The organism is Marinithermofilum abyssi, assembly GCF_014641195.1.
GTDB classification, from domain to species: Bacteria; Bacillota; Bacilli; order Thermoactinomycetales; family DSM-45169; genus Marinithermofilum; species Marinithermofilum abyssi.
In genome coordinates this window covers 133,269-152,820 of sequence record NZ_BMHQ01000007.1, presented here as the reverse complement: position 1 = coordinate 152,820, position 19,552 = coordinate 133,269, and the positions used below count along the sequence as shown (strand labels likewise).

Here is a 19,552-nt window from a genome sequence, read left to right as displayed (position 1 = left end):
CCTTCCAAGGGAAAAAGTTTGTGATTTGTCAGAATGAAACGATTCGTGGCGAAAATCGCCCGCTGTTTGATTGTTTATGATGAAACGGGTTTCTGGGTCGCTCGTTTTTCCCGCTCGTTCCCAACCCATATTGTAGTCTGTTTCTTTCGACGTTGAAAAGCCCTGTAACCCAGCCAATTAAATACAATCCCGATACATGCCAAACACGCCATCACACGATACATCCAGGGACCACCGATCCAATCCAGCAGCCATCCCCCCAACGCGGGTCCAGCAAAAAAGCCGAGGGCTTGAAAACCGCTGGCACCGAAGTAAGTCCCCCGAAGAGATTCGGGTGCCAACCGGTCGATGAAAAGATTGCTGGTGGGGAAGGAGACGATTTCCCCCAGGGTGAGGATAACCATGCCCGCTGCAAACCAGGCGCTATGCGTCCCTAGGGCGAAACAGCCGATCCCCAAGGAAAAAAGAAGGGTGCCCGTGACGAGGTTGACTAAGAGCGTTCGCTTTTCACACCAACGGGTCAGAGGAATTTGCAACAGGATGACACAGGTGGCATTGACAGCCAGCAAAGCTGGATACAATCGGTTGTGTACCCCGTACAGTTGGTTGAGATAGAGCGGCAGACTGGATTCGATTTGAGCATATCCGATGCTGGCCAGGATCCCGGACAGAACGAAGTATCCGAGGGCTGTATCTTTCCGGACGACCCGTACCGCGTCGGAGAATCGGACGATTTCCGAAGCCGAGCGGTGTCCGATATCTTGGTGGTAACGGTGCATCATAATCCATAGCAGCAATGCGTAACATCCGTATACTGTTCCGGTGATCCAAAACGTGACGACCCCTGAAAAAGCAGCAAGATAAGCGCCCAATAAGGGGCCGACGGCAGCTCCCACATTGATGGCCAGATAACGAAAACCGAAGACCCGCATTCTTTTTTCCGGCGGGGTCAGATCGGCCATCAATGCCTGGGAAGTGGGCTCAAAAAAGGAACGACACAGTCCGTTGAGGACATTGAGGATCATAAAGCCCCATACCTCTTTCGTCAGGGCAAACCCGATAAAGACTGCAGACCAGACGAACAGAGTGGAAACCATAACGATGCCGCGTCCGAACCGGTCGGATAAGTGACCGCCCACAAATCCCCCGACGGTCCCCGCCAGCGGTCCTAAACCCAAAACGATGCCGATCCATAGCGGATTCAGGTCGGTTGTGCGGGAAAGATAAATCGCTAAAAACGGGAGGCTCATAAACGCCGCCCCCCGTGCAAAAACCGTTCCCCCGACCAAAAGCCAGATCAAGGGGTGATATTGACGGAAGCTGGCCAGCCATCGGTTCATTGGATCATCCTTTCGATAGAGCATAGAGGGTATGGAAATATTTTCTGAACCCAGTATACTCCTCTCACCCGACTCCAACACTCCGCCAAACAAAAAAACAGGGATTCGCTTTATGGAGATGGTTTAATTTGATGACATTGTAAACCTTTATTAAAAAAGAAGGGGTGCGACAAAAGTCCGCCCCTTCTTTTTATTCACAACTAAATCCAATATACCGGCTATTGAACACTCCCGCCACCTGTAGAGGTGGGGGATTCTTGGGTAATCCTCGGTATCCCAAGGAAGTTGACCAAGCTCAGACCGTGAGCCCCACGGCGATTACTCTTAAACCTTCTTGCAAGATATTCTTAGCAGTGTTAACATCCCGATCATGATTCTCTCTGCAACTGGGGCAATCCCATTCTCTTAAGCTGAGCTTTTTCACCTCTTTGTGGCGATAGCCACAGTTGGAACACAATTGGCTGGATGGGAAGGTTCTGCCCCCGGGATACATAGTGAATGCAATAATATCACTGTATTCCCCAAAGTACCTTGCAAACTCATATTCTCTCCAATAATAAATAACGACTCCTCCGAATGCTGCTGCGATAAAACCGAAAATTCGTATGATAAACTCCATTATCTCCACCTCAAAATGCGAGTGACTGTTCAACTAAGATTTTGCAGCTTTCAACTCTTCCCGCAGCTTATATTTCAGTATTTTGCCGGAAGCATTTCTCGGAATTTCCTTATATTCAAAAATGGTGCGCGGCACTTTGTAACCGGCTAATTCCTTGCGGCAAAAGGACTTGATTTCCTCGTGATCCAGTTGAGCACCAGGTTTCGGGACAACGACCGCAGCGACTTTTTCACCCCAAACTTCATCGGGCAGCCCGATCACAGCTGCTTCAAGCAATTCGGGATGCTTGTACAACACCTGTTCAACCTCCGTGGAATACACATTCTCCCCGCCGGAAATGATCATATCTTTTTTTCGGTCGACGAGCGTAATGTACCCGTCTTCGTCGATCGTAGCCAAATCCCCCGTGTACAGCCAGCAGTCACGAAGCGCTTTCTTCGTTTCTTCCGGCTTTTTGTAATATCCTTTCATCACCGTTTCACCGCGGATGATCATTTCTCCAACTTCTCCGGGTTGGATATCTTCTCCTGAATCGGAAATCACCCGCACCTCTGTGTTCAGCATCGCCTTTCCTCCGGCACCCAATTTCTCCTTGTGCTCTGAGGGCAGAAGGATGATTCCCCCCGGCCCACCTTCGGTTAAGCCGCACATATTGTAGAACTGGTCCGTACCGAACAGGTTCATCGCTTTTTCCAACAGCGCGACAGGCATGGGGGCCGCCCCGTATCCGCAACGTTGGACTGAAGACAGATCGTACTTTTCTTTATCCGGAACTTGCAGGAGAAAGTTATACATGGTCGGAACGGCGAAAAAGAGGCTGATTTTATGCCGCTCGATCGCTTTGAACGTTTCTTCGGGATCAAATGATTCTTGAATAACCTGGGTACAACCCAAATACGTTCCGGAAATCATGAACAAATTTAACTGTGCCGAGTGAAACAACGGTGCAATATGAAGAAGGGTGTCTTCCGGATTCATTTTCAACACGATCGATACATTCAATGCCACGTGAAGGACTCGGTGATGATCGAAGACAGCCCCTTTGGGGAGTCCCGTTGTCCCGGACGTATATAAAATTTCCGCATCATCCGATTCTTTGACGTCAACAGCAGGTTCCGACTCATTGTTTGTCATGACTTCGTCTATATTCTTGTGACCCGTCAATGCTTGACTTCCAACGGAAATAGATGAAAGGATTGTATCGTTTCCATCCGTAGCGTTTTTGATAATTTCTGCGTATTCGTCATCAAAGAACACAACGGATGTATCGGAATTGTCTAATATATAGCCCACTTCTTTGGAAGTTAACCGAAAATTAACGGGGACGGCGACGGCACCCACTTTCATGATGGCGTAAAAAACAACCATATACAGATCGGAGTTTTTCATCATTAACGCTACTTTATCGCCTTTTCGAACCCCTTCTGCGATCAAACCGTGGGCCAGGCGGTTGACTTCACGGTTCAAACGATCATAAGTATAGCTTTTTTCCCTGAAGTGAATCGCGATTTTGTCCGGAATCCGGCGTGCGTTTCTCGCAAGGGTCGCCCCTATATTCATATGGATTCCTCCCCTTTGATGTTACCATTAACCACCCACCGTTTTATTTTCCTTTGGAACAGGAAATCGAATGACGCCTTCCGTTTTCAAAAGCTCTATTTGCTCGCTGGAGTAGCCGATTTCCGACAACATTTCACCTGTATGTTCTCCGAGCTTCGGGGCCGGCGTACGCAGCGATCCGGGTGTTTTGGACAATCGAATCGGCGGAGCGACGTGTTTGATCTCACCGATGGAGGAATGGCTCATCGCCTGAATGATTTTCCTTGCGATCACTTGCGGATCTTTCACCATCTCTTCAAGGGTATGGACAGGGGATACACAGGCCTCCACGTCGACGAAGATCTCAAGCCATTCCGCTAATGTTTTTTCCGACAGGATGGTTTGAATTTCCGCTTTCAGCCGGTGTTGTTCATGAAGCGGCGCGTCCAAAAGCGGGATAAAATCTTCCCTGCCGATCCCTTTGCAAAACGCCGCCCAAAATTTCGACTCAAGTGCCCCGACGGAAAGGTAACGACCGTCTTTCGTTTCATACATTTCATAGCAGGCCTTTCCTCCCGCCAGCATCAATTCGCCTCGTTTCGGTTGCACCCCGGTTGCGAAATAGTGGGGAAGGATCGTCTGCATCCAGGAAATCACATTGTCCAACATGGATATATCAACGAACTGTCCTTTTCCGGATCGTTCCCTTTCAAACAGCGCCAGCATAATTCCGATGGCAGCCGGCAACGCGCCGCCGCCGATATCGGCGATTTGTACAGGCGGCACGAAAGGCTTTTTGTCTCTTTCACCGAAAAGGTGAAGCAAACCGGCATAACTGAGATAATTGATGTCGTGACCGACAAGGCCGGCATACGGTCCTGTCTGCCCGTAACCGGTTACCGCACAATAGATAAGGGATGGATTGACTCTTTTTAAAGCATCGTATCCGACGCCGAGCCGGTCCATCACCCCCGGACGGAAGGATTCGACCACGACGTCCGCTTTTTCCGCCATTTTCAAAAAGATTTCTTTTCCCTGTTCTGTTTTTAAGTGAATCGCGACGCTTTTTTTGTTTCGATTCAGCGAGTGAAAAAACGCACCGTTTCCATCCAGTTCCCTGGCGTAATCGCCGACTTCGGGATCTTCCACCTTGATGACTTCCGCGCCGAAATCTGCAAGAAGCATCGTACAGTAGGGGCCTGGCAAGAGGCGCGTCAAATCGAGCACGCGAATGTTACCCAATGGCATCGGTTGGATCCTCCCTTACTTCTCAAAGATGGTTATAGGCCGAGATTTTTTGCAATGATTCCTTTCATGACTTCGTTTGACCCGGCGTAAATCGATGTGACTGCGACATCGCGGAACCTTCTCGCAATCTCGTATTCTTCCATATAACCGTAACCGCCGTGCAGCTGCATGCATTCAGCCGCCACTCTTTTGGCAAGATCCGTCGTCCACCATTTCGCCATCGAGACTTTGCTCACGATGTTTTGGCCTGCGATATGGTTTTCAATTAACCGGTCGACAAAGGTGCGGCCGATTTCAATCTCGGTCGCCATTTCCGCAATCTTGAATTGCGTATTTTGAAATTGGCTGATCGTTCTGCCGAATGCCTTTCTTTGTTTGACGTAATCGATCGTAATCTCGAGCATTCTCTCTGCGGCGGCAACCGCTTGGATCGCAACGACCAACCGTTCCTGTTGCAACTTTTCCATCAAATAATAAAACCCTTTGTTCTCTTCTCCTAACAAATTTTCGACGGGGACGCGAGCGTCTTCAAAAATCAGTTCGGATGTGTCCTGTGAGTGCTGTCCTACTTTTTTCAATTGTTTCCCCTTTGAAAAACCGGGCGTGCCGTCTTCCACTACAAGTAAGCTGATGCCTTTATGAGCCGGATTTGCCTCCGGGTTTGTTTTACAAACGACGATGACGAGGTTGGACTGGATTCCGTTTGTGATAAACGTTTTCTCGCCGTTGACGATATAATGATCCCCGTTCTTTACGGCCTTCGTTTGCACCGCCGCCAGATCCGAGCCTGTACCCGGTTCCGTCATGGCGATCGCCGATATGATTTCGCCGCGGACGGCAGGGGGGAGCCAACGCGCTTTTTGCTCTTCCGTACCGTATCGGTCGATGTACGGCATCACAATATCGTTGTGGAGACCGATCCCGCCCAAACCCGCTCCGACTTTCTCCAGTTCTTCAAGAATCACGACCGAATAGGCGAAATCGGCTTGAAAACCTCCGTATTTTTCATTCACCCACGGGCATAAAAACCCCTGTTCCCCCATCTTCCGCCAAAACGAGCGCGGAATGCGTGTATCGTTTTCCCATTGTTGAAAATATGGGACGGCTTCTTTTTCCAAAAATTTACGAAGCGACCGTCTGAAAATCTGATGCTCTTCGTTTATAAATGTTCGATCCATCTGAGGTCCTCCGTTTTACGAGACAGGGCCGAGCAGACTGAGCTTTGTGCTTGCTCCTGTGCGCCGGCACAGCCCCGCCTAGTTTTACCCTCTTAGTTCAATCGTTCAATAATCGTTGCGTTCGCCATGCCGTGTCCTTCACACATCGTTTGCAAGCCGTATCGTCCGCCCGTTCTCTCCAGTTCATGAATCAACGTCGTCATCAGTCGTGCGCCGCTTGCGCCGAGCGGATGGCCTAATGCAATCGCCCCGCCGTTGGGATTCAATTTTTTTGGATCCACTCCCGTTTCCGAAAGCCAGGCGAGGGGCACGGGAGCAAATGCTTCGTTCACCTCGAAGATGTCGATCTCGTCAATGGTGAGTCCCGCTTTTTTCAATACTTTTTCGGTTGCGGGAATGGGCCCCGTCAGCATCAATGTCGGATCGGAACCAATGACACTTCGGGCCAACACCCGAAAACGCGGCTTCAATCCAAGTTCCTCCGCCTTCTCGCGGGACATTAACAAAAGGGCTGCCGCTCCGTCGCTGATTTGACTGGAATTACCGGCATGAATATTGCCATTTTCCTGAAAGGACGGTTTCAGGCTGGCAAGTTTCTGAAGGTTTGTATCCGCTCTCGGCCCTTCATCCTCTTTAACCACCGACTTTGTACCATCAGGCAGGGTGACTTCAAGCGGCATGATTTCCCGTTCAAACCGGCCTTCCTTTTGAGCGGCAACCGCTTTTTCATGGCTTTCCAGCGAGAATTCATCCAGTTGACTACGGCTGAAACCCCATTTTTTTGCGATTCGCTCGGCGGACAATCCTTGATGAATCATTTCATAACGGGACGTCAGCGCTTGGCTGAACGTACCCCCCTGGAAATTGGAACCGATCGGAACGCGCGACATGCTCTCGATTCCTCCGGCCACCACAACTTCCATATCGCCACTCGCAATCGCCTGGGAGGCAAAATGAACCGCTTGCTGGCTCGATCCACACTGTCGATCAATCGTCGTTCCCGGCACTTCGATCGGGTATCCCGCGATCAAGGAAGCGACTCTCGCAATATCAAGGGCCTGCTCTCCCACTTGAGATACGCAGCCGTATATCACATCTTCTACGATTTCCGGAGAAACCGCCGTTCTTTTCATCAGTTCTTTTAAAGGTTCGGCGGCCAAGTCCTCGGCATGAATTCCGCTCAGTACACTGTTTCGCTTTCCAACCGGTGTCCTTACAGCTTCAACAATGACTACCTCGCGCATCGTTCTCTCCCCTTCATTTTGATTTTGGCCATGATCTCTTTATACTTCGATAAATTAATAATAAAACAAAAAATAACTAGATTCGCACTTTTTTGATCATACGACTATCCATTACGAAAGGATCTGGATCCTCTCTCACAATGTCAGCCTACCACATCCTGACGCCAATCACCAGTTCCTACTAATCCATCCTCGACCTTTACTATTTCAAGGTGAGAAAGGGGAGAACAGTAGTCTTGTAGGTAAAATAGACCATGCTGGTAGCCAAGGGCGGGCGGCCGCACTGACCCTTTTTGCCACTATCGTGCCAACAAGCCTATCTTTGTAAAATACGATGGAAAGAGTTTTTGGATAAGTAAGGGAGCAATATTCAAGATTCATATGTTATAATTTTTTAACAAATTAAAAAGGAGGTTAGTCCATTGATTCGACTCGAAGCATTTACAGAAGCAGATGCAGAACGATTAATCAGCTGGGTGGATTCTCCCGACTTCTTATTACAATGGGCAGGCCCCATCTTTACTTTTCCTTTAGACAGAGAACAAGTGATCAAGCATTTAGAAACTACGAAAGGCAGTCGCCCAAAATCGCTTATTTATAAAGCGATGGACAGTGAAATAAATGAAGTGATTGGTCATATTGAGTTGAGTAACATTGACTATAAAAATCAAAGTGCTACCATCTCCAGAGTCCTAGTTTCTCCCTTATATCGTGGGAAAGAATACGGACAAGACATTGTGAAAGTGTTTTGGAAGTCGGATTTAACGAACTTCAATTACATAGAATAGATCTTCGTGTATTCGATTTTAATAGAGGTGCGATGAAGTGTTACGAAAAGTGCGGATTTAAGAAAGAAGGTGTACTAAGAGATGCACGAAAGTCAAGAAATGGCTATTGGTCTCTTTATCAAATGAGTATTTTAGAAGATGAGTGGTTTGAAATTCAGAACTCAAAGCCCGAAAGATATCCGTCTTTTTAGTTTTTCTAAGGGGTAAGACGGGAGTTTTAAAACAACAAAATAGGCAAAGGTTAGGGAGCTTTTGTTACGGGTCCCCGTCCAAGAACTGGTATGGTAAAATAGACCATGGTAGTAGCCAAGGGCGGGTGGCCCATCCCCCGGTGAAAGGGGGTGAGGCCGATAGAGCTTCTTAGCCTGATCGTCAAGATGGCTGGTGTGGTTGTTCAAGCATTAGCTGTCTATGTAGCGTATCAGGCATTAAATAAGAAGTAACCCGCCCTCCGTGGCAAAGGTGTGCGGGTTACTTCTCGCGTACTGTGGCCGCCCGTCTGCGGCAGCTACCCGGCGGTAGGGGCGCCACCCTGCCGCTGTTATTATTTCTATCCACAGAATAACACAATTATTCCGATGCCGTCCAGAAGCCGATAAGTCTTTGGCTCAAGACAGATGAGCATCCATTCCATAAAGAGGAGACTGCCAAATGGCAGCCTCCTTGAGTTCTAGGCCCCGATGGTTCTTAATCCTTTCCCTTGGCGGCACGTACCCTTTTCACAGAAGATCTCATCTAAGATCGGATCCTCCTCACTGAAAGGGGTGGAACCTGGTTGTTGGTTTTTGAATAGGGTAAGTTGACATCATTCTAGGAGGGGTTCCATGTATTCAAGGGACTACTATCCAATTTTCCCCTATTACGCCAAGAAAACCGAGTGTAAGGAGCGGCCGGTGGCTTTTCCTCCTCAGTACCAGTCACGCCACCCCGGTCTTGAATATCTCATGCAACCTCGTCCCATCAGCGAAAACCCTTCCTACCGGGGCAGCGGCAAGCTGCACGGACAGACGGCGATTATCACAGGCGGAGACAGCGGCATCGGTCGTGCGGTGGCTTACGCCTTCGCTAAAGAAGGAGCCGATCTCGTCATCGCTTATCTGGACGAACATAGGGACGCCGAAGAAACCCAGGCTCGGATTCAGCAATTGGGACGGCGTTGCCTATTGATTCCCGGAGATCTGAAGGAGGAGTCCCACTCCTCGGAGATCGTGCGGCAAACCCTGGCTCGCTTCGGCAAACTTGACGTCCTAGTCAACAACCATGCTAACCAAGTAAAGAAAAAGTCCATCCTGGACATCACTGCGGAACAGCTGGACCTCATCTTTCAAACCAATATCTACTCTTTCTTCTACCTGATAAAGGCGGCGCTCCCCCACATGAAACCGGGAAGCGCCATCATCAACACCACCTCGGTGACCGCTTACGAAGGGATGAAGGATCTGATCGACTACTCCTCCACTAAGGGGGCGATCGTCACCTTCACCCGCTCTCTCGCCCTTTCTCTGGTGGAAAAGGGGATCCGGGTCAACGCCGTCGCCCCCGGACCGATTTGGACGCCGCTCATCGTTTCCAGCTTCACACTGGAGGAAGTGAGCGTCTTCGGCACCGACGTGCCGATGAAGCGGGCAGGCCAACCTTTTGAGATGGCCCCCGCCTACGTCTACCTTGCTTCTGACGATTCGCGATACATGACCGGCCAAGTGCTACACCTCAACGGCGGTATGTTCACCTCGTCTTGATCATGGCATAAATGACAGCCATTAATGGAGTAAGTCCGAAATCATCCCAAAAACGGCCATACAGATAGTGAAACTGGACTGCTTCATCTAGGGGTCCAATCTGTGTCATACATAGCAGCAATTCAAAAAAAGATGAAACCACCTGGGCCCGGTACTTCACCGGGGGCCAGGTGGCAATAGCGTGATAGGCATTCAGTGAAAGGAGAAGTTACTTGGTCCACTCTTTCACTTTGTCTTGATGTTTTTCTATCCAGTCGGCAGCTGCTTTTTCAGGTGATTTCCCATTCTGGATATCCAGCATCACTTCTTCCATATCCGCGGATGTCCAGAAGAACCGGTCCATGATTTTGTAGGCTTTCGGATTGTCTTCTTTCAACCCCTTGCGGACAAGCGTGTGAATATTTTCTGTCCCGCCATACACGTTTTTCGGGTCCTTCAGGAACTTGAGGTCGTACTTAGCAAACTTCCAATGGGGTTTCCACCCGGTAACGACGATCGGCTTCTTGGATTTATAGGCTTTTTCCAGAGACGCAGTCATCGCTGCACTGGAACTGGTTACCAACTCCATGCCAAGATCATAATCCTTGATCGCTTTTTCCGTCAACTGCATCACACCGGCACCGGCCTCGATACCGATGATCTTATTGTTGAACTGGGATGCATCCCTTTTCAGATCGTCGATGGAATCTGCTTTAACATATTTCGGAACAACCAAGCCTACCTTTGTACCCTTCAGGTTGGGGCCTAAGTCGACTACCTTGTCTTTGTTTTTTTCCATATAATCCTTATGGGTAACAGGCAGCCATGCTGCCGTCGTGCCGTCAGCATCTCCGCTGGCGACGCCAGCAAACATCGGCCCCGCATCCACTTCTTTCAATTCGACGTTAAATCCTTCATCTTCCAAGACTTTTTTCAGCACATGAGTGCTGGCCACTTCAGACTCCCAGTTTACATAAGTCAAGGTAATGGTCTTTTTTGCTCCTACTTGCTGCTGGGCCAAGGCGGCGCCAACCAAAGCAAGGACAAGCAATAAAGCTGTCCAACCTTTCCAACTGAAGAGGAAACGGCTTTTCTTTGCACCAGGATTTCCACGGCCTATGCTTTGGGTGATCCGATCCAGCACAATAGCGATAATGACAATGCAAAGACCCCCTTCAAAACCTTTCCCAACTTCCAAACGGGTAATCGCTTGAAGGACCACTGTTCCCAATCCGCCGGCACCGATCATCGAGGCGATGACGACCATGGATAGAGAAAGCATGATGGTCTGGTTTATCCCCGCAAGGATCGTCGGCTTGGCCAGGGGCAGCTGTACTTTGAACAGTTTTTGAGAAGGAGTGGATCCAAAAGCATCTGCTGCTTCGATTAAGTCTTCGGCCACTTGACGGATCCCCAGACTGGTCAGGCGAATGGTCGGGGGCATCGCAAAAATGACCGAAGCGATAATTCCCGGAACTGATCCTAAAGCAAAGAAAAATACCGCCGGGATCAGGTAAACAAAAGCCGGCATGGTTTGCATAAAGTCCAATATTGGCGTGATGACATTTTGGACTTTTCGGCTGCGTGCAGACAGGATACCGAGAGGCACTCCGATAACGATTGCGACGGTTGTCGCAGTTAACACCAATGAGATGGTCTCGGTTGCTTCATTCCAGTAGCCCAAATTGTCGATCAACAGAAAACCGAACAAGGTAAATAAGGCGATTGACCAACGGCTAGTCAAGAGAAACGCCAAGAACGCAATCAAAAGGGTGGTGATTAACGGGGGTGCTACCGTAAGTACCGAATGGAAAAAATCCACCAGCGGTTCAATGGTTGATGAGATGCCGTCGAATAATGGCGACAGATTATCCTGAAGCCACTTAACCAACCAATCTACCCATTTATCCAAGGGAAGCTTAGGAAGGATCATCATGCTTCACCTCATTTCTAGCAAGGGCAGCGAAGATTGCTCCTCGCACCACTACACCTCGCAATTTTCCTTTATCGTCTACAACAGCTGCCGGGTGGGCAAATTGTTTTTCTGCCATTAACGGCAAGAGTTCGCTGATCGGTGTATCCATGGTTACTGTCGGTATGTCTTTAATCAGCACATCCTCCATATCTTTTCCTTCCTCTTGTGCGTCCAGCAAGCTTCTTGCTGCTTCTGCGGTCAATATGCCGGCAAACTTCCGGTTGCGGTCTACGACCATCAACCCGGACAAGCCTTTTTCCTTCATCCGCTTCAGAGCCACCCGCGGACCGTCTTTGCCCAAAATCAGCTCTTCCGATCGCTTCATAATGGAACTCGCGGTTAACACTTTGGTTACATTGACATCTTCAACAAATTTCTCTACATATTCGTTTGCCGGATTGGTCAAAATTTCTTCCGGTGTACCAACCTGGACGATCACTCCATCTTTCATGAGAGCGATTCGGTCACCAATGCGTAGCGCCTCATCCAAATCATGGGTGATGAAGATGATGGTTTTTTTCATCGATGACTGCAGTTCCAGCATTTCGTCCTGCATATCCTTGCGAATAAGGGGATCCAATGCACTGAAAGCTTCGTCCATCAGCAGGATGTCCGGATCGTTTGCCAGTGCCCGAGCCAGTCCCACCCGCTGCTGCATTCCCCCAGACAGCTGATCAGGTACCTGATCGGCGTACTTTTTCAGTCCCACCAATTCCAGAGACTCCAATGCTTTTTCTTTTCTTTCCTGCTTACCTATCCCCTGGATTTCCAGCCCAAACTCTACATTTTCGAGGACACTCTTATGAGGGAACAATGCAAAGCGCTGGAAGACCATCCCCATCTTCTTCCTGCGCATCTGTCGAAGTTCCACAGCGTTCATTTTGGTTACATCGTCTCCATCGACCAGAACCGAACCGGCAGTGGGATTGATGAGCCGATTGAGTAATCGGACCAAGGTGGATTTTCCGCTGCCGGAAAGACCCATAATAACGAACACTTCTCCGGCCTCAACCGAAAAGGAGGCTCGGTTGACCCCAACTGTCATGCCCGTTTTTTGAAAGATCTCTTCCTTACTTTTTCCTTGACGCACCAGCTCCAGCCCTTTGGACGGGTTGCGACCAAAAATCTTTGTAAGGTTTCTCACTTCGATCTTCGCCATATTCAGCCTCCTTTCAAAATAACCATATGTCTAGGATAAAGTTTTTTGCAACAAATTTCATATGTTAAAAATATCCATGTTGCGTCTCGATATTTTCGTATTCAGTTCAATCAAGGTAATGGAAGCGATTCTCTGGATAAAAAAGCGAGTTTATTGTGTGAATAATAGTCGATTGTATTCATAAACAGGAAAAATAATGTGCAACCTAACATCAGATCATGTGAATGATGTGTAAAAATCAACGGTTTAAAACCGTTTGAAGAGGGGCTGGAGCGAAACGGAATCATGCCTTTCCATCGGGAACACTGGTAGATTGTTAGTGGAAATAATAACCAGGGAGCTTATGCAATGATTAGAGATGTAGCCTCAAGCAGAAAAATTGAAACAGCTTGGTGCCAAAAAAGCTGGTGACGGATTTCTTAAGTAAACATTTAGGAACAGAAACTATTCAAGAGATTGGTGACGGTAAAATCTAGGTGGTGTTTTTCATCGGGAATTGACGGAGTTGAAGGCGGATCCACTTAAGGTACTCTCTGAGCAGAAAATTACGTGGATGTCAACAAAAAGGGGTGACACTGTATTTCTTTATAAATCAAAGCTCTCTCGGATTTTTCCGAGGGAGCTTTTTAATACTGGTGCCAGTCCAAGAACTGGTATGGTAAAATAGACCATGGTAGTAGCCAAGGGCGGGCGGCCCATCCCCCGGTGAAGGGGGTGAGGCCGATGGAGCTTCTTAGCCTGATCATCAAGATGGCTGGTGTTGTTATTTAAGCATTAGCTGTCTATGTAGCGTTTCGGGCATTAAATAAGAAGTAACCCGCCCCTGTGGCAAAGGTTCGCGGGTTACTTCTTCCCGTAACTGTGGCCGCTCGTCTGCGGCAGCTACCCGGCGGTAGGGGTGTCCACCCTGCCGCCGTTACTATTTCTATCCACAGAATAACACAGTTATTCCTATGCCGTCCATATAAAGTGACAAGAACGTTAGCTGAAGAGTCCGCGGCAACATTACTACTTCAAGTACGAATGGATCATCGGTTTGGCATCATCGATGGAGATGGCAAAACTGATGCTCTGGGAAGGGTAGGCGACCAGCGTATTGATACCGATGACCTCACCCAGGATGTTGATCAGCGGACCGCCGCTGTTGCCGGGGTTGATCGCGGCATCCGTCTGGATCACGTTGCCGAAAAAGCGGTTCTCGGCCTGCAGGGGGCGGTCTTTGCCGCTGATCACACCCACCGTCACCGTGTGATCAAGGCCCAGGGGATTTCCTACAGCGATAACCCATTCCCCTACTTGGGCGTTTTTGGAGGAGCCGAGGCGCAGGGGTTTCAGCGGGGTGGAGGGGCGGATTTGGATAACGGCGAGGTCACGTTTGTCATCCCGCCAAACAACGCGGGCAGGATGGGGTTGTTTGTCCTGGTACAGATGGACTTGGATTTTGCCGTTGTTTTTTACTACGTGCTCATTGGTCAAAATATAACCGGCGGGGTGAATGACAAAGCCGGAGCCGAAGTGACGCGGAGCGGGTTCCCGTTGGGACAGCTCCGGGAAAAGCTGTTGCAGGAAGGAGCGCGGGGTGTTCCATTCTTCTTTTTCTTCCGTCAAAATGGAGACAACGCCGCCTCGAACCCGGCGAACAATCTGCACAAACAGATTCGCTGGATGCTGGGAAGATGAGGGGAATGCCTCAGTCCGCCTGGCAGGGGGTCGTTTCATCATTTCCACTCCAATCCGTCCGGGTCTGTGTTATATTGTATTTCGTATCGGGATGGACGTGTAGGGCAAGTGTCCAGCTCGTCACGGCAATATATATTTGTTTCATGATAAAAAGGGGGAGGTTTTGTTGGACAAGCCGATTCAAGGAAAAGGTTTTACTAAGTGGAACGGGGAGGTCTGGTTGTCCGACCCGGAAGAAGCACATGGATTTTTAGCCAACTGGAAAGTGAAAGAAGTGCTCCATCAGGAAACCTCCGATTTTCAGGAAGTGGCCGTTATCGAGACGGTAGGCTTTGGCCGGGCTCTGGTACTGGATGGGATTGTGCAAACCACGGCTCGGGATGCTTATATCTACAACGAAATGATTACGCATGTTCCTTTGGCTGCTCACCCTGAGCCCAAACAGGTATGTCTGATCGGGGGCGGTGATTGCGGAGCGGCCAGGGAAGCAGTGAAATATCCTGTGGTGGAACGGGTGGATATGGTGGAGATCGACCCGAAAGTGGTGGAAGTCAGCCGAAAATACCTCCCCGAAGTGGCAGGTGAAGGGGAGTTGGATCCGCGGATTCAGTTTTATTTTGAGGATGGGGCAGCTTTTATCCGGGAGAAAAAACGGCACTACGACGTGGTGATCGTGGACTCTTCCGATCCGGTGGGGCCGGCTGCCGCTTTGTTTGAGAGACCTTTCTATGAAACGGTCCATCAGTCGTTAAAAGAAGACGGGATCATGGTTTGTCAGAGTGAATCGCCGATGTTCCATCCTCATATGCTGCGCAAAGTGCATCATACACTAAGAGAATTGTTCCCGGTGGTGCATACCTACTTGGCCGCCATTCCCACCTATCCCGGAGGAGTATGGAGCTTCACCCTGGCTTCCAAGCAGCTGGATCCACTGAAGGAAATGGAGGCTGTGAAAGCGCGGCTTCAAGACGGACAAAACCGCTATATCGACCAAGGGCTGCTGGAAGGATGCTTCAAGCTTCCGGTATATGTGAAAGAGCTGTTTCGGTAAATAGGTAAGCTTTGTCTATGGAGAGGGAATTCTTTCTGCGCATCCATGTCGTAGAAAAGAACTTTCGCTTTCCAACGGACCGGAAGGTTGTGTTTGGAGTTTTTTTCCACATTCCATCTCGATGAAAAACATGATATGTTAACCCATATAGAATATGAGGTTGATATATCAAAATGGAATGTGGAGGGAGAGCATCCTATGTCTCAAGGGGTATTATCCGTACGCAATCTCATCGTGGCAGCCATGTTTGCCGCGTTGGTGGCCATAGGGGGACGGATCGCGATTCCGTTGCCGCCGGTGCCGATAACACTACAAACCCTGTTTGTGATGATGGCCGGTTCGATTCTCGGTGCCCGTTGGGGAGCGGTCAGCATGTCCATTTTTGTGTTGTTGGCGGCTTTCGGAGCACCGGTATTGGCTCAGGGTCAAGGTGGGCTGGCCGCGTTGTTCGGGCCGACAGGGGGATATATTTTGAGCTGGCCGGTGGCAGCCTTTTTGATCGGCTGGTTCACAGAAAAAAGAGCGCCCCGGTTGAGCGTGGCCTATCTGACAGCGGTCCATGTCATCTTCGGAGTGCTGTTGGTGTACGCGGCCGGCGTCACGTGGCTTTCGTTCGTTACCGGAATGGGCTGGAATGCTGCTTTTGCTGCGGGGGCTCTGCCGTTTATTCCGGGTGATTTGGTAAAAACAGCTGTGGCGGCTATCGTTGCGTTGCGGGTGTATCGGGTGTATCCCATGATCCGTAAAGCAACACCGGTAAAGTCGCAAAAAAACCAGTGAGGCAAAAAGCCTGCCGCAAAAATGGCGGCAGGCTTCTTTGTTGTTCATCCTGGTTAATGCGTAGCAACGGAAGCAAAATCGGCATACTGCTCAATGAACTGAATAAAGCGGTCGTTCAAGGGGACCATGATGTCTGTCGACCCTTTTTCAAAACGGCCGTTTCGATTGATAATGTGGACCTTTGAAACGGATATGCGGTAATATTGGCGATGAAATCGCACATACATCTCTGTTTCTTCGAACAGATCGCCGAGAGTGGGCGGCTTTTTCAACTGAAAGGGAACGATCCCCAAGGTGTCCTTCAGAAGAATTCGATAAGATATATGCGGTTTTTGAAAAATCAGTTCTTTGGTAGTCAAGGTGCAGCCCAGCTGACCGCGCTTTTGGGAGACAATCAGCTCGCCCTCCATATCCTTGACCGGTATAAAATCAGAATAGGGCATCGCTCACACCCTTTGTCATTTTCGTTTTATTCTATCACAGGAAGATGCGGAAAATTAAGGGGTGGAAGGATTTTGCAGAACAAAAATCAGATCCAATCGATTCAAACTTACGGGGATGTACTGGTGTTGTTCAAACGTTTTGGCATCCATATCTATACGGGGGATTCACTGGGGGATCTCGAATTGATGGAAGATGAACTGCAGGAATTGCATCAGGGGGGATTGATTGACTCCCGGGAGTATATAGAGGCGCGAAATATCTTGCGGGCAAGGAGAAGACAAGTGGAATAAACCCACCTATCTATTCGGAAGGATGCCGAGGTTGCTGATAAAGTCTCAGCGGTTGTATAGGAGTGGAAGGAACCCCTTCTGCCTAAGGTTTGTCTGTTCATTTGTTATAGAGGGGCCGGTTTGGCCGTCTCCGATCTCTTGCAAAAAGCGCAAAGACACCGACCCTCGCCTTAGTCGCGACTTTTGAACGATGTGCCTAGCGAACAAACGTAGGACCGAGGTGCGAGCCACATTAGGTGTTTCCTTGGCTCGCACCTCGGTCCTTGTTTTTGAGCGGGACATGTTCCCTTCTTATTATTTATTTTACCGGCTCGGGATGTATCCGGTAATAGGCTGGTCGATTGGCTTCATATTTGGCGATGCGGTCTTCCTGTTGCAATGTGACGGCGGTATCGTCCAATCCTTCCAACAAACAATGGCGCCGGTAGGGATCGACTTCAAAGGACACGGAGAACCCATTGCCGTCGTCGATGCGGCAAGCTTCCAGATCCACAGTCAGGTCGACCGTCTCGCCGGATTCGATCCGGGCAAACAATGTGCGAACGGTTTCCTCCGGCAGTTTGACAGGCAAAATTCCGTTTTTAAAACAGTTGTTATAGAAGATGTCGGCAAAGGAGGGGGCGATAATGACACGGAACCCGTAATCCAGGAGCGCCCAGGGTGCGTGCTCCCGTGAAGAGCCGCAGCCGAAGTTGCTGCCTGCCAACAGAATGGAGCCATCTTTGTATGCGTCCTGGTTCAGTTCAAAGTCAGGGTCCGGGTTGCCCTGTTCGTCAAATCGCCAGTTGTAAAAAAGATACTGACCAAAACCGGTACGCTCGATCCGTTTCAAAAACTGCTTGGGAATGATTTGATCCGTATCCACGTTGGCGCGGTCCAGGGGAGTTACCCGGCCGGTGTGTTGTCTCATGGGTTGCATAATATGACGACCTCCTTTTTAGTCGGTGAGATTCCATTTTCGAACATCGACAAAATGACCTTCGATGGCAGCTGCTGCAGCCATCATGGGGCTGACCAGGTGAGTGCGGCCGCCGCGGCCTTGGCGTCCCTCGAAGTTGCGGTTGGAAGTGGAGGCGCAGCGCTCTCCCGGTTCCAGAATGTCCGCATTCATCGCCAGACACATGCTGCAACCCGCTTCCCGCCATTCAAAACCGGCATCGCGAAAAATACGATCCAGCCCTTCCGCTTCCGCCTGCCGTTTCACCTGTTGGGAACCGGGGACCACCATCGCTTTTACGTTGGGGGAAACACGGCGGTTTTTCACTACTTGGGCGGCCGCGCGCAAGTCTTCGATCCGCGAGTTGGTACAGGAGCCGATAAATACCCGATCCACGTGGATATCCGTGATGGGCGTACCCGGTTCCAGCCCCATGTACTCCAGAGCCCGCTTCACCGATTTTTGTTCGGTGGCGGAGGGGAAGGATTCAGGGTGAGGAACCCGGTCAGTAACAGATACACCCATACCGGGGCTGGTTCCCCATGTGACTTGGGGAGCGATATCAGCCGCATCCAACTCTACACGGAAATCGTATGCTGCACCTTCGTCCGTGCGCAGTTGCCGCCAGGCTTTTTTCGCTTCTTCGAAGGCTTCTCCTTTTGGTGCGTACGGTCGTCCTTCCAGATAAGCAAAGGTGGTTTCGTCCGGTGCCACCATCCCTGCACGGGCACCGGCTTCAATAGACATGTTGCAGACCGTCATCCGCTCTTCCATGGACATGTTGCGGATCGCTTCCCCGGTGTATTCGATAACGGTTCCTGTGGCGCCGTCCGTTCCGATCTTGGCGATGACCGCCAGGATTACGTCTTTTGCTGTCACGCCGGGACCCAATTTGCCCTTGATGTGAACTTCCATGGTTTTGGGTTTGGACTGTTGCAGACATTGGGTGGCCAATACATGTTCTACTTCACTGGTGCCGATTCCGAAGGCGAGCGCTCCAAAGGCACCGTGAGTGGAGGTGTGGCTGTCTCCACAGACAATGGTTTTGCCCGGAAGGGTGAGGCCCAGCTCCGGGCCGATCACGTGAACGATGCCTTGTTGGGGGTTGTGAAGGTCATACAGCGGGACCCCGAATTCGCGGCAGTTTTCCGCCAAAGTCTCCATCTGCTTGGCGGATACGGGGTCGGTTACGGGCAGGCTGCGGTCCGTGGTCGGAACGTTGTGGTCCATTGTCGCTACCGTCAGTTCGGGACGACGGACTTTGCGGCCATTCAGCCGCAGACCTTCAAAAGCTTGGGGAGAGGTCACTTCATGAACCAAATGGAGGTCAATGTACAAGATGGCAGGTTGGTCGGGTTCTTGGTGAATGACATGTTGATCCCATACTTTGTCAAAGAGAGTGCGGGGTTTCACTCAATCTCACCTCGTCCTTCGAATTACTAAAAAAAAATATATTGTTCCCTATTGTAGCAAAGTTTTGGAATACGGCAATAGTTCCGGGGGGATTTTTTTGTGGTTGGAAACGTGTTACACTGATGATGGAACAAATGTTCGTGGTAAGA

The 19,552-nt window shown here is 49.8% G+C and carries 17 protein-coding genes; 5 read left to right on the top strand and 12 right to left on the bottom strand.

What is annotated here, in order from left to right; translation table 11 throughout:
- Nucleotides 1-74: 74 nt before the first annotated feature.
- From IEW70_RS11175 to IEW70_RS11150, 6 genes are all read right to left on the bottom strand, one after another.
- Entirely contained in the window at nucleotides 75-1,340 is a 1,266-nt protein-coding gene (locus tag IEW70_RS11175) for an MDR family MFS transporter (protein WP_188648010.1), read from the bottom strand.
- A gap of 295 nt (nucleotides 1,341-1,635) precedes the next feature.
- Nucleotides 1,636-1,959 (bottom strand): zinc ribbon domain-containing protein, encoded by a 324-nt coding sequence (locus IEW70_RS17885; RefSeq protein WP_229751942.1) that lies wholly within the window; start codon nucleotides 1,957-1,959, stop codon nucleotides 1,636-1,638.
- 33 nt (nucleotides 1,960-1,992) lie between these two features.
- Nucleotides 1,993-3,519: a class I adenylate-forming enzyme family protein gene (locus tag IEW70_RS11165; RefSeq protein ID WP_188648009.1), complete on the bottom strand. Its 1,527-nt coding sequence runs from the start codon at nucleotides 3,517-3,519 to the stop codon at nucleotides 1,993-1,995.
- A 27-nt stretch (nucleotides 3,520-3,546) separates the two neighbouring features.
- On the bottom strand, nucleotides 3,547-4,746 hold the full coding sequence (locus tag IEW70_RS11160; RefSeq protein ID WP_188648008.1) for a CaiB/BaiF CoA transferase family protein: 1,200 nt from the start codon (nucleotides 4,744-4,746) through the stop codon (nucleotides 3,547-3,549).
- A gap of 32 nt (nucleotides 4,747-4,778) precedes the next feature.
- Nucleotides 4,779-5,924, bottom strand: coding sequence for an acyl-CoA dehydrogenase family protein (locus tag IEW70_RS11155; protein WP_188648007.1), 1,146 nt, complete (start codon nucleotides 5,922-5,924; stop codon nucleotides 4,779-4,781).
- 92 nt (nucleotides 5,925-6,016) lie between these two features.
- Complete coding sequence (locus IEW70_RS11150; RefSeq protein ID WP_188648006.1) at nucleotides 6,017-7,168, bottom strand: thiolase family protein; 1,152 nt, start codon at nucleotides 7,166-7,168, stop codon at nucleotides 6,017-6,019.
- Between the two features lie 422 nt (nucleotides 7,169-7,590).
- Here IEW70_RS11150 and IEW70_RS11145 point away from each other — a divergent pair, with 422 nt between their 5' ends.
- Nucleotides 7,591-7,956 (top strand): GNAT family N-acetyltransferase, encoded by a 366-nt coding sequence (locus IEW70_RS11145; RefSeq protein ID WP_229751941.1) that lies wholly within the window; start codon nucleotides 7,591-7,593, stop codon nucleotides 7,954-7,956.
- A gap of 824 nt (nucleotides 7,957-8,780) precedes the next feature.
- Nucleotides 8,781-9,695: an SDR family oxidoreductase gene (locus tag IEW70_RS11140; RefSeq protein WP_188648005.1), complete on the top strand. Its 915-nt coding sequence runs from the start codon at nucleotides 8,781-8,783 to the stop codon at nucleotides 9,693-9,695.
- A 208-nt stretch (nucleotides 9,696-9,903) separates the two neighbouring features.
- Here IEW70_RS11140 and IEW70_RS11135 read toward each other — a convergent pair whose 3' ends face one another.
- The 3 genes from IEW70_RS11135 to IEW70_RS11125 all read right to left on the bottom strand — a co-directional run bounded on the left by IEW70_RS11135 (nucleotide 9,904) and on the right by IEW70_RS11125 (nucleotide 14,527).
- A complete protein-coding gene (locus IEW70_RS11135; RefSeq protein WP_188648004.1) occupies nucleotides 9,904-11,610 on the bottom strand; it encodes an ABC transporter permease/substrate binding protein in 1,707 nt (568 codons plus the stop codon).
- Nucleotides 11,594-12,808 carry a glycine betaine/L-proline ABC transporter ATP-binding protein ProV gene (gene proV / locus IEW70_RS11130; protein ID WP_188648003.1) on the bottom strand — a complete coding sequence of 405 codons (1,215 nt, stop codon included), beginning with the start codon at nucleotides 12,806-12,808 and terminating at the stop codon, nucleotides 11,594-11,596. Before proV ends, IEW70_RS11135 begins: the two co-directional genes overlap by 17 nt.
- A gap of 1,008 nt (nucleotides 12,809-13,816) precedes the next feature.
- Nucleotides 13,817-14,527: a S1C family serine protease gene (locus IEW70_RS11125; protein WP_188648002.1), complete on the bottom strand. Its 711-nt coding sequence runs from the start codon at nucleotides 14,525-14,527 to the stop codon at nucleotides 13,817-13,819.
- A gap of 127 nt (nucleotides 14,528-14,654) precedes the next feature.
- On the opposite strand from IEW70_RS11125, the gene speE reads away from it, so the two are divergent.
- Together speE and IEW70_RS11115 are read left to right on the top strand one after the other, a co-directional pair.
- Nucleotides 14,655-15,539, top strand: coding sequence for a polyamine aminopropyltransferase (gene speE, locus IEW70_RS11120; RefSeq protein ID WP_229751940.1), 885 nt, complete (start codon nucleotides 14,655-14,657; stop codon nucleotides 15,537-15,539).
- A 198-nt stretch (nucleotides 15,540-15,737) separates the two neighbouring features.
- Nucleotides 15,738-16,319, top strand: a complete 582-nt coding sequence (locus IEW70_RS11115) for a biotin transporter BioY (protein ID WP_188648001.1) — start codon at nucleotides 15,738-15,740, stop codon at nucleotides 16,317-16,319.
- A gap of 53 nt (nucleotides 16,320-16,372) precedes the next feature.
- Here IEW70_RS11115 and IEW70_RS11110 read toward each other — a convergent pair whose 3' ends face one another.
- A complete protein-coding gene (locus IEW70_RS11110; protein WP_188648000.1) occupies nucleotides 16,373-16,762 on the bottom strand; it encodes a hypothetical protein in 390 nt (129 codons plus the stop codon).
- Between the two features lie 72 nt (nucleotides 16,763-16,834).
- Here IEW70_RS11110 and IEW70_RS11105 point away from each other — a divergent pair, with 72 nt between their 5' ends.
- Nucleotides 16,835-17,053: a YqgQ family protein gene (locus IEW70_RS11105; protein ID WP_373285956.1), complete on the top strand. Its 219-nt coding sequence runs from the start codon at nucleotides 16,835-16,837 to the stop codon at nucleotides 17,051-17,053.
- Between the two features lie 298 nt (nucleotides 17,054-17,351).
- Here the strand turns inward: IEW70_RS11105 and leuD are convergent, their stop codons facing one another.
- Both leuD and leuC read right to left on the bottom strand, forming a co-directional pair.
- Nucleotides 17,352-17,972, bottom strand: a complete 621-nt coding sequence (gene leuD / locus IEW70_RS11100; protein WP_188647999.1) for a 3-isopropylmalate dehydratase small subunit — start codon at nucleotides 17,970-17,972, stop codon at nucleotides 17,352-17,354.
- A gap of 18 nt (nucleotides 17,973-17,990) precedes the next feature.
- On the bottom strand, nucleotides 17,991-19,403 hold the full coding sequence (gene leuC / locus IEW70_RS11095) for a 3-isopropylmalate dehydratase large subunit (RefSeq protein ID WP_188647998.1): 1,413 nt from the start codon (nucleotides 19,401-19,403) through the stop codon (nucleotides 17,991-17,993).
- Nucleotides 19,404-19,552: the final 149 nt, after the last annotated feature.

Excerpts from the sequence above, each read along its gene's own strand:
- IEW70_RS11165 (WP_188648009.1), bottom strand. The coding sequence starts at position 3,519 with ATGAATATAGGGGCGACCCTTGCGAGAAACGCACGCCGGATTCCGGAC.
- IEW70_RS11155 (WP_188648007.1), bottom strand. The coding sequence starts at position 5,924 with ATGGATCGAACATTTATAAACGAAGAGCATCAGATTTTCAGACGGTCG.
- IEW70_RS11135 (WP_188648004.1), bottom strand. The coding sequence starts at position 11,610 with ATGATGATCCTTCCTAAGCTTCCCTTGGATAAATGGGTAGATTGGTTG.
- IEW70_RS11110 (WP_188648000.1), bottom strand. The coding sequence starts at position 16,762 with ATGCCCTATTCTGATTTTATACCGGTCAAGGATATGGAGGGCGAGCTG.
- IEW70_RS11125 (WP_188648002.1), bottom strand. The coding sequence starts at position 14,527 with ATGAAACGACCCCCTGCCAGGCGGACTGAGGCATTCCCCTCATCTTCC.
- IEW70_RS11140 (WP_188648005.1), top strand. The coding sequence starts at position 8,781 with ATGTATTCAAGGGACTACTATCCAATTTTCCCCTATTACGCCAAGAAA.
- IEW70_RS11175 (WP_188648010.1), bottom strand. The coding sequence starts at position 1,340 with ATGAACCGATGGCTGGCCAGCTTCCGTCAATATCACCCCTTGATCTGG.
- IEW70_RS11150 (WP_188648006.1), bottom strand. The coding sequence starts at position 7,168 with ATGCGCGAGGTAGTCATTGTTGAAGCTGTAAGGACACCGGTTGGAAAG.
- proV (WP_188648003.1), bottom strand. The coding sequence starts at position 12,808 with ATGGCGAAGATCGAAGTGAGAAACCTTACAAAGATTTTTGGTCGCAAC.
- IEW70_RS17885 (WP_229751942.1), bottom strand. The coding sequence starts at position 1,959 with ATGGAGTTTATCATACGAATTTTCGGTTTTATCGCAGCAGCATTCGGA.
- leuD (WP_188647999.1), bottom strand. The coding sequence starts at position 17,972 with ATGCAACCCATGAGACAACACACCGGCCGGGTAACTCCCCTGGACCGC.
- IEW70_RS11160 (WP_188648008.1), bottom strand. The coding sequence starts at position 4,746 with ATGCCATTGGGTAACATTCGCGTGCTCGATTTGACGCGCCTCTTGCCA.
- IEW70_RS11115 (WP_188648001.1), top strand. The coding sequence starts at position 15,738 with ATGTCTCAAGGGGTATTATCCGTACGCAATCTCATCGTGGCAGCCATG.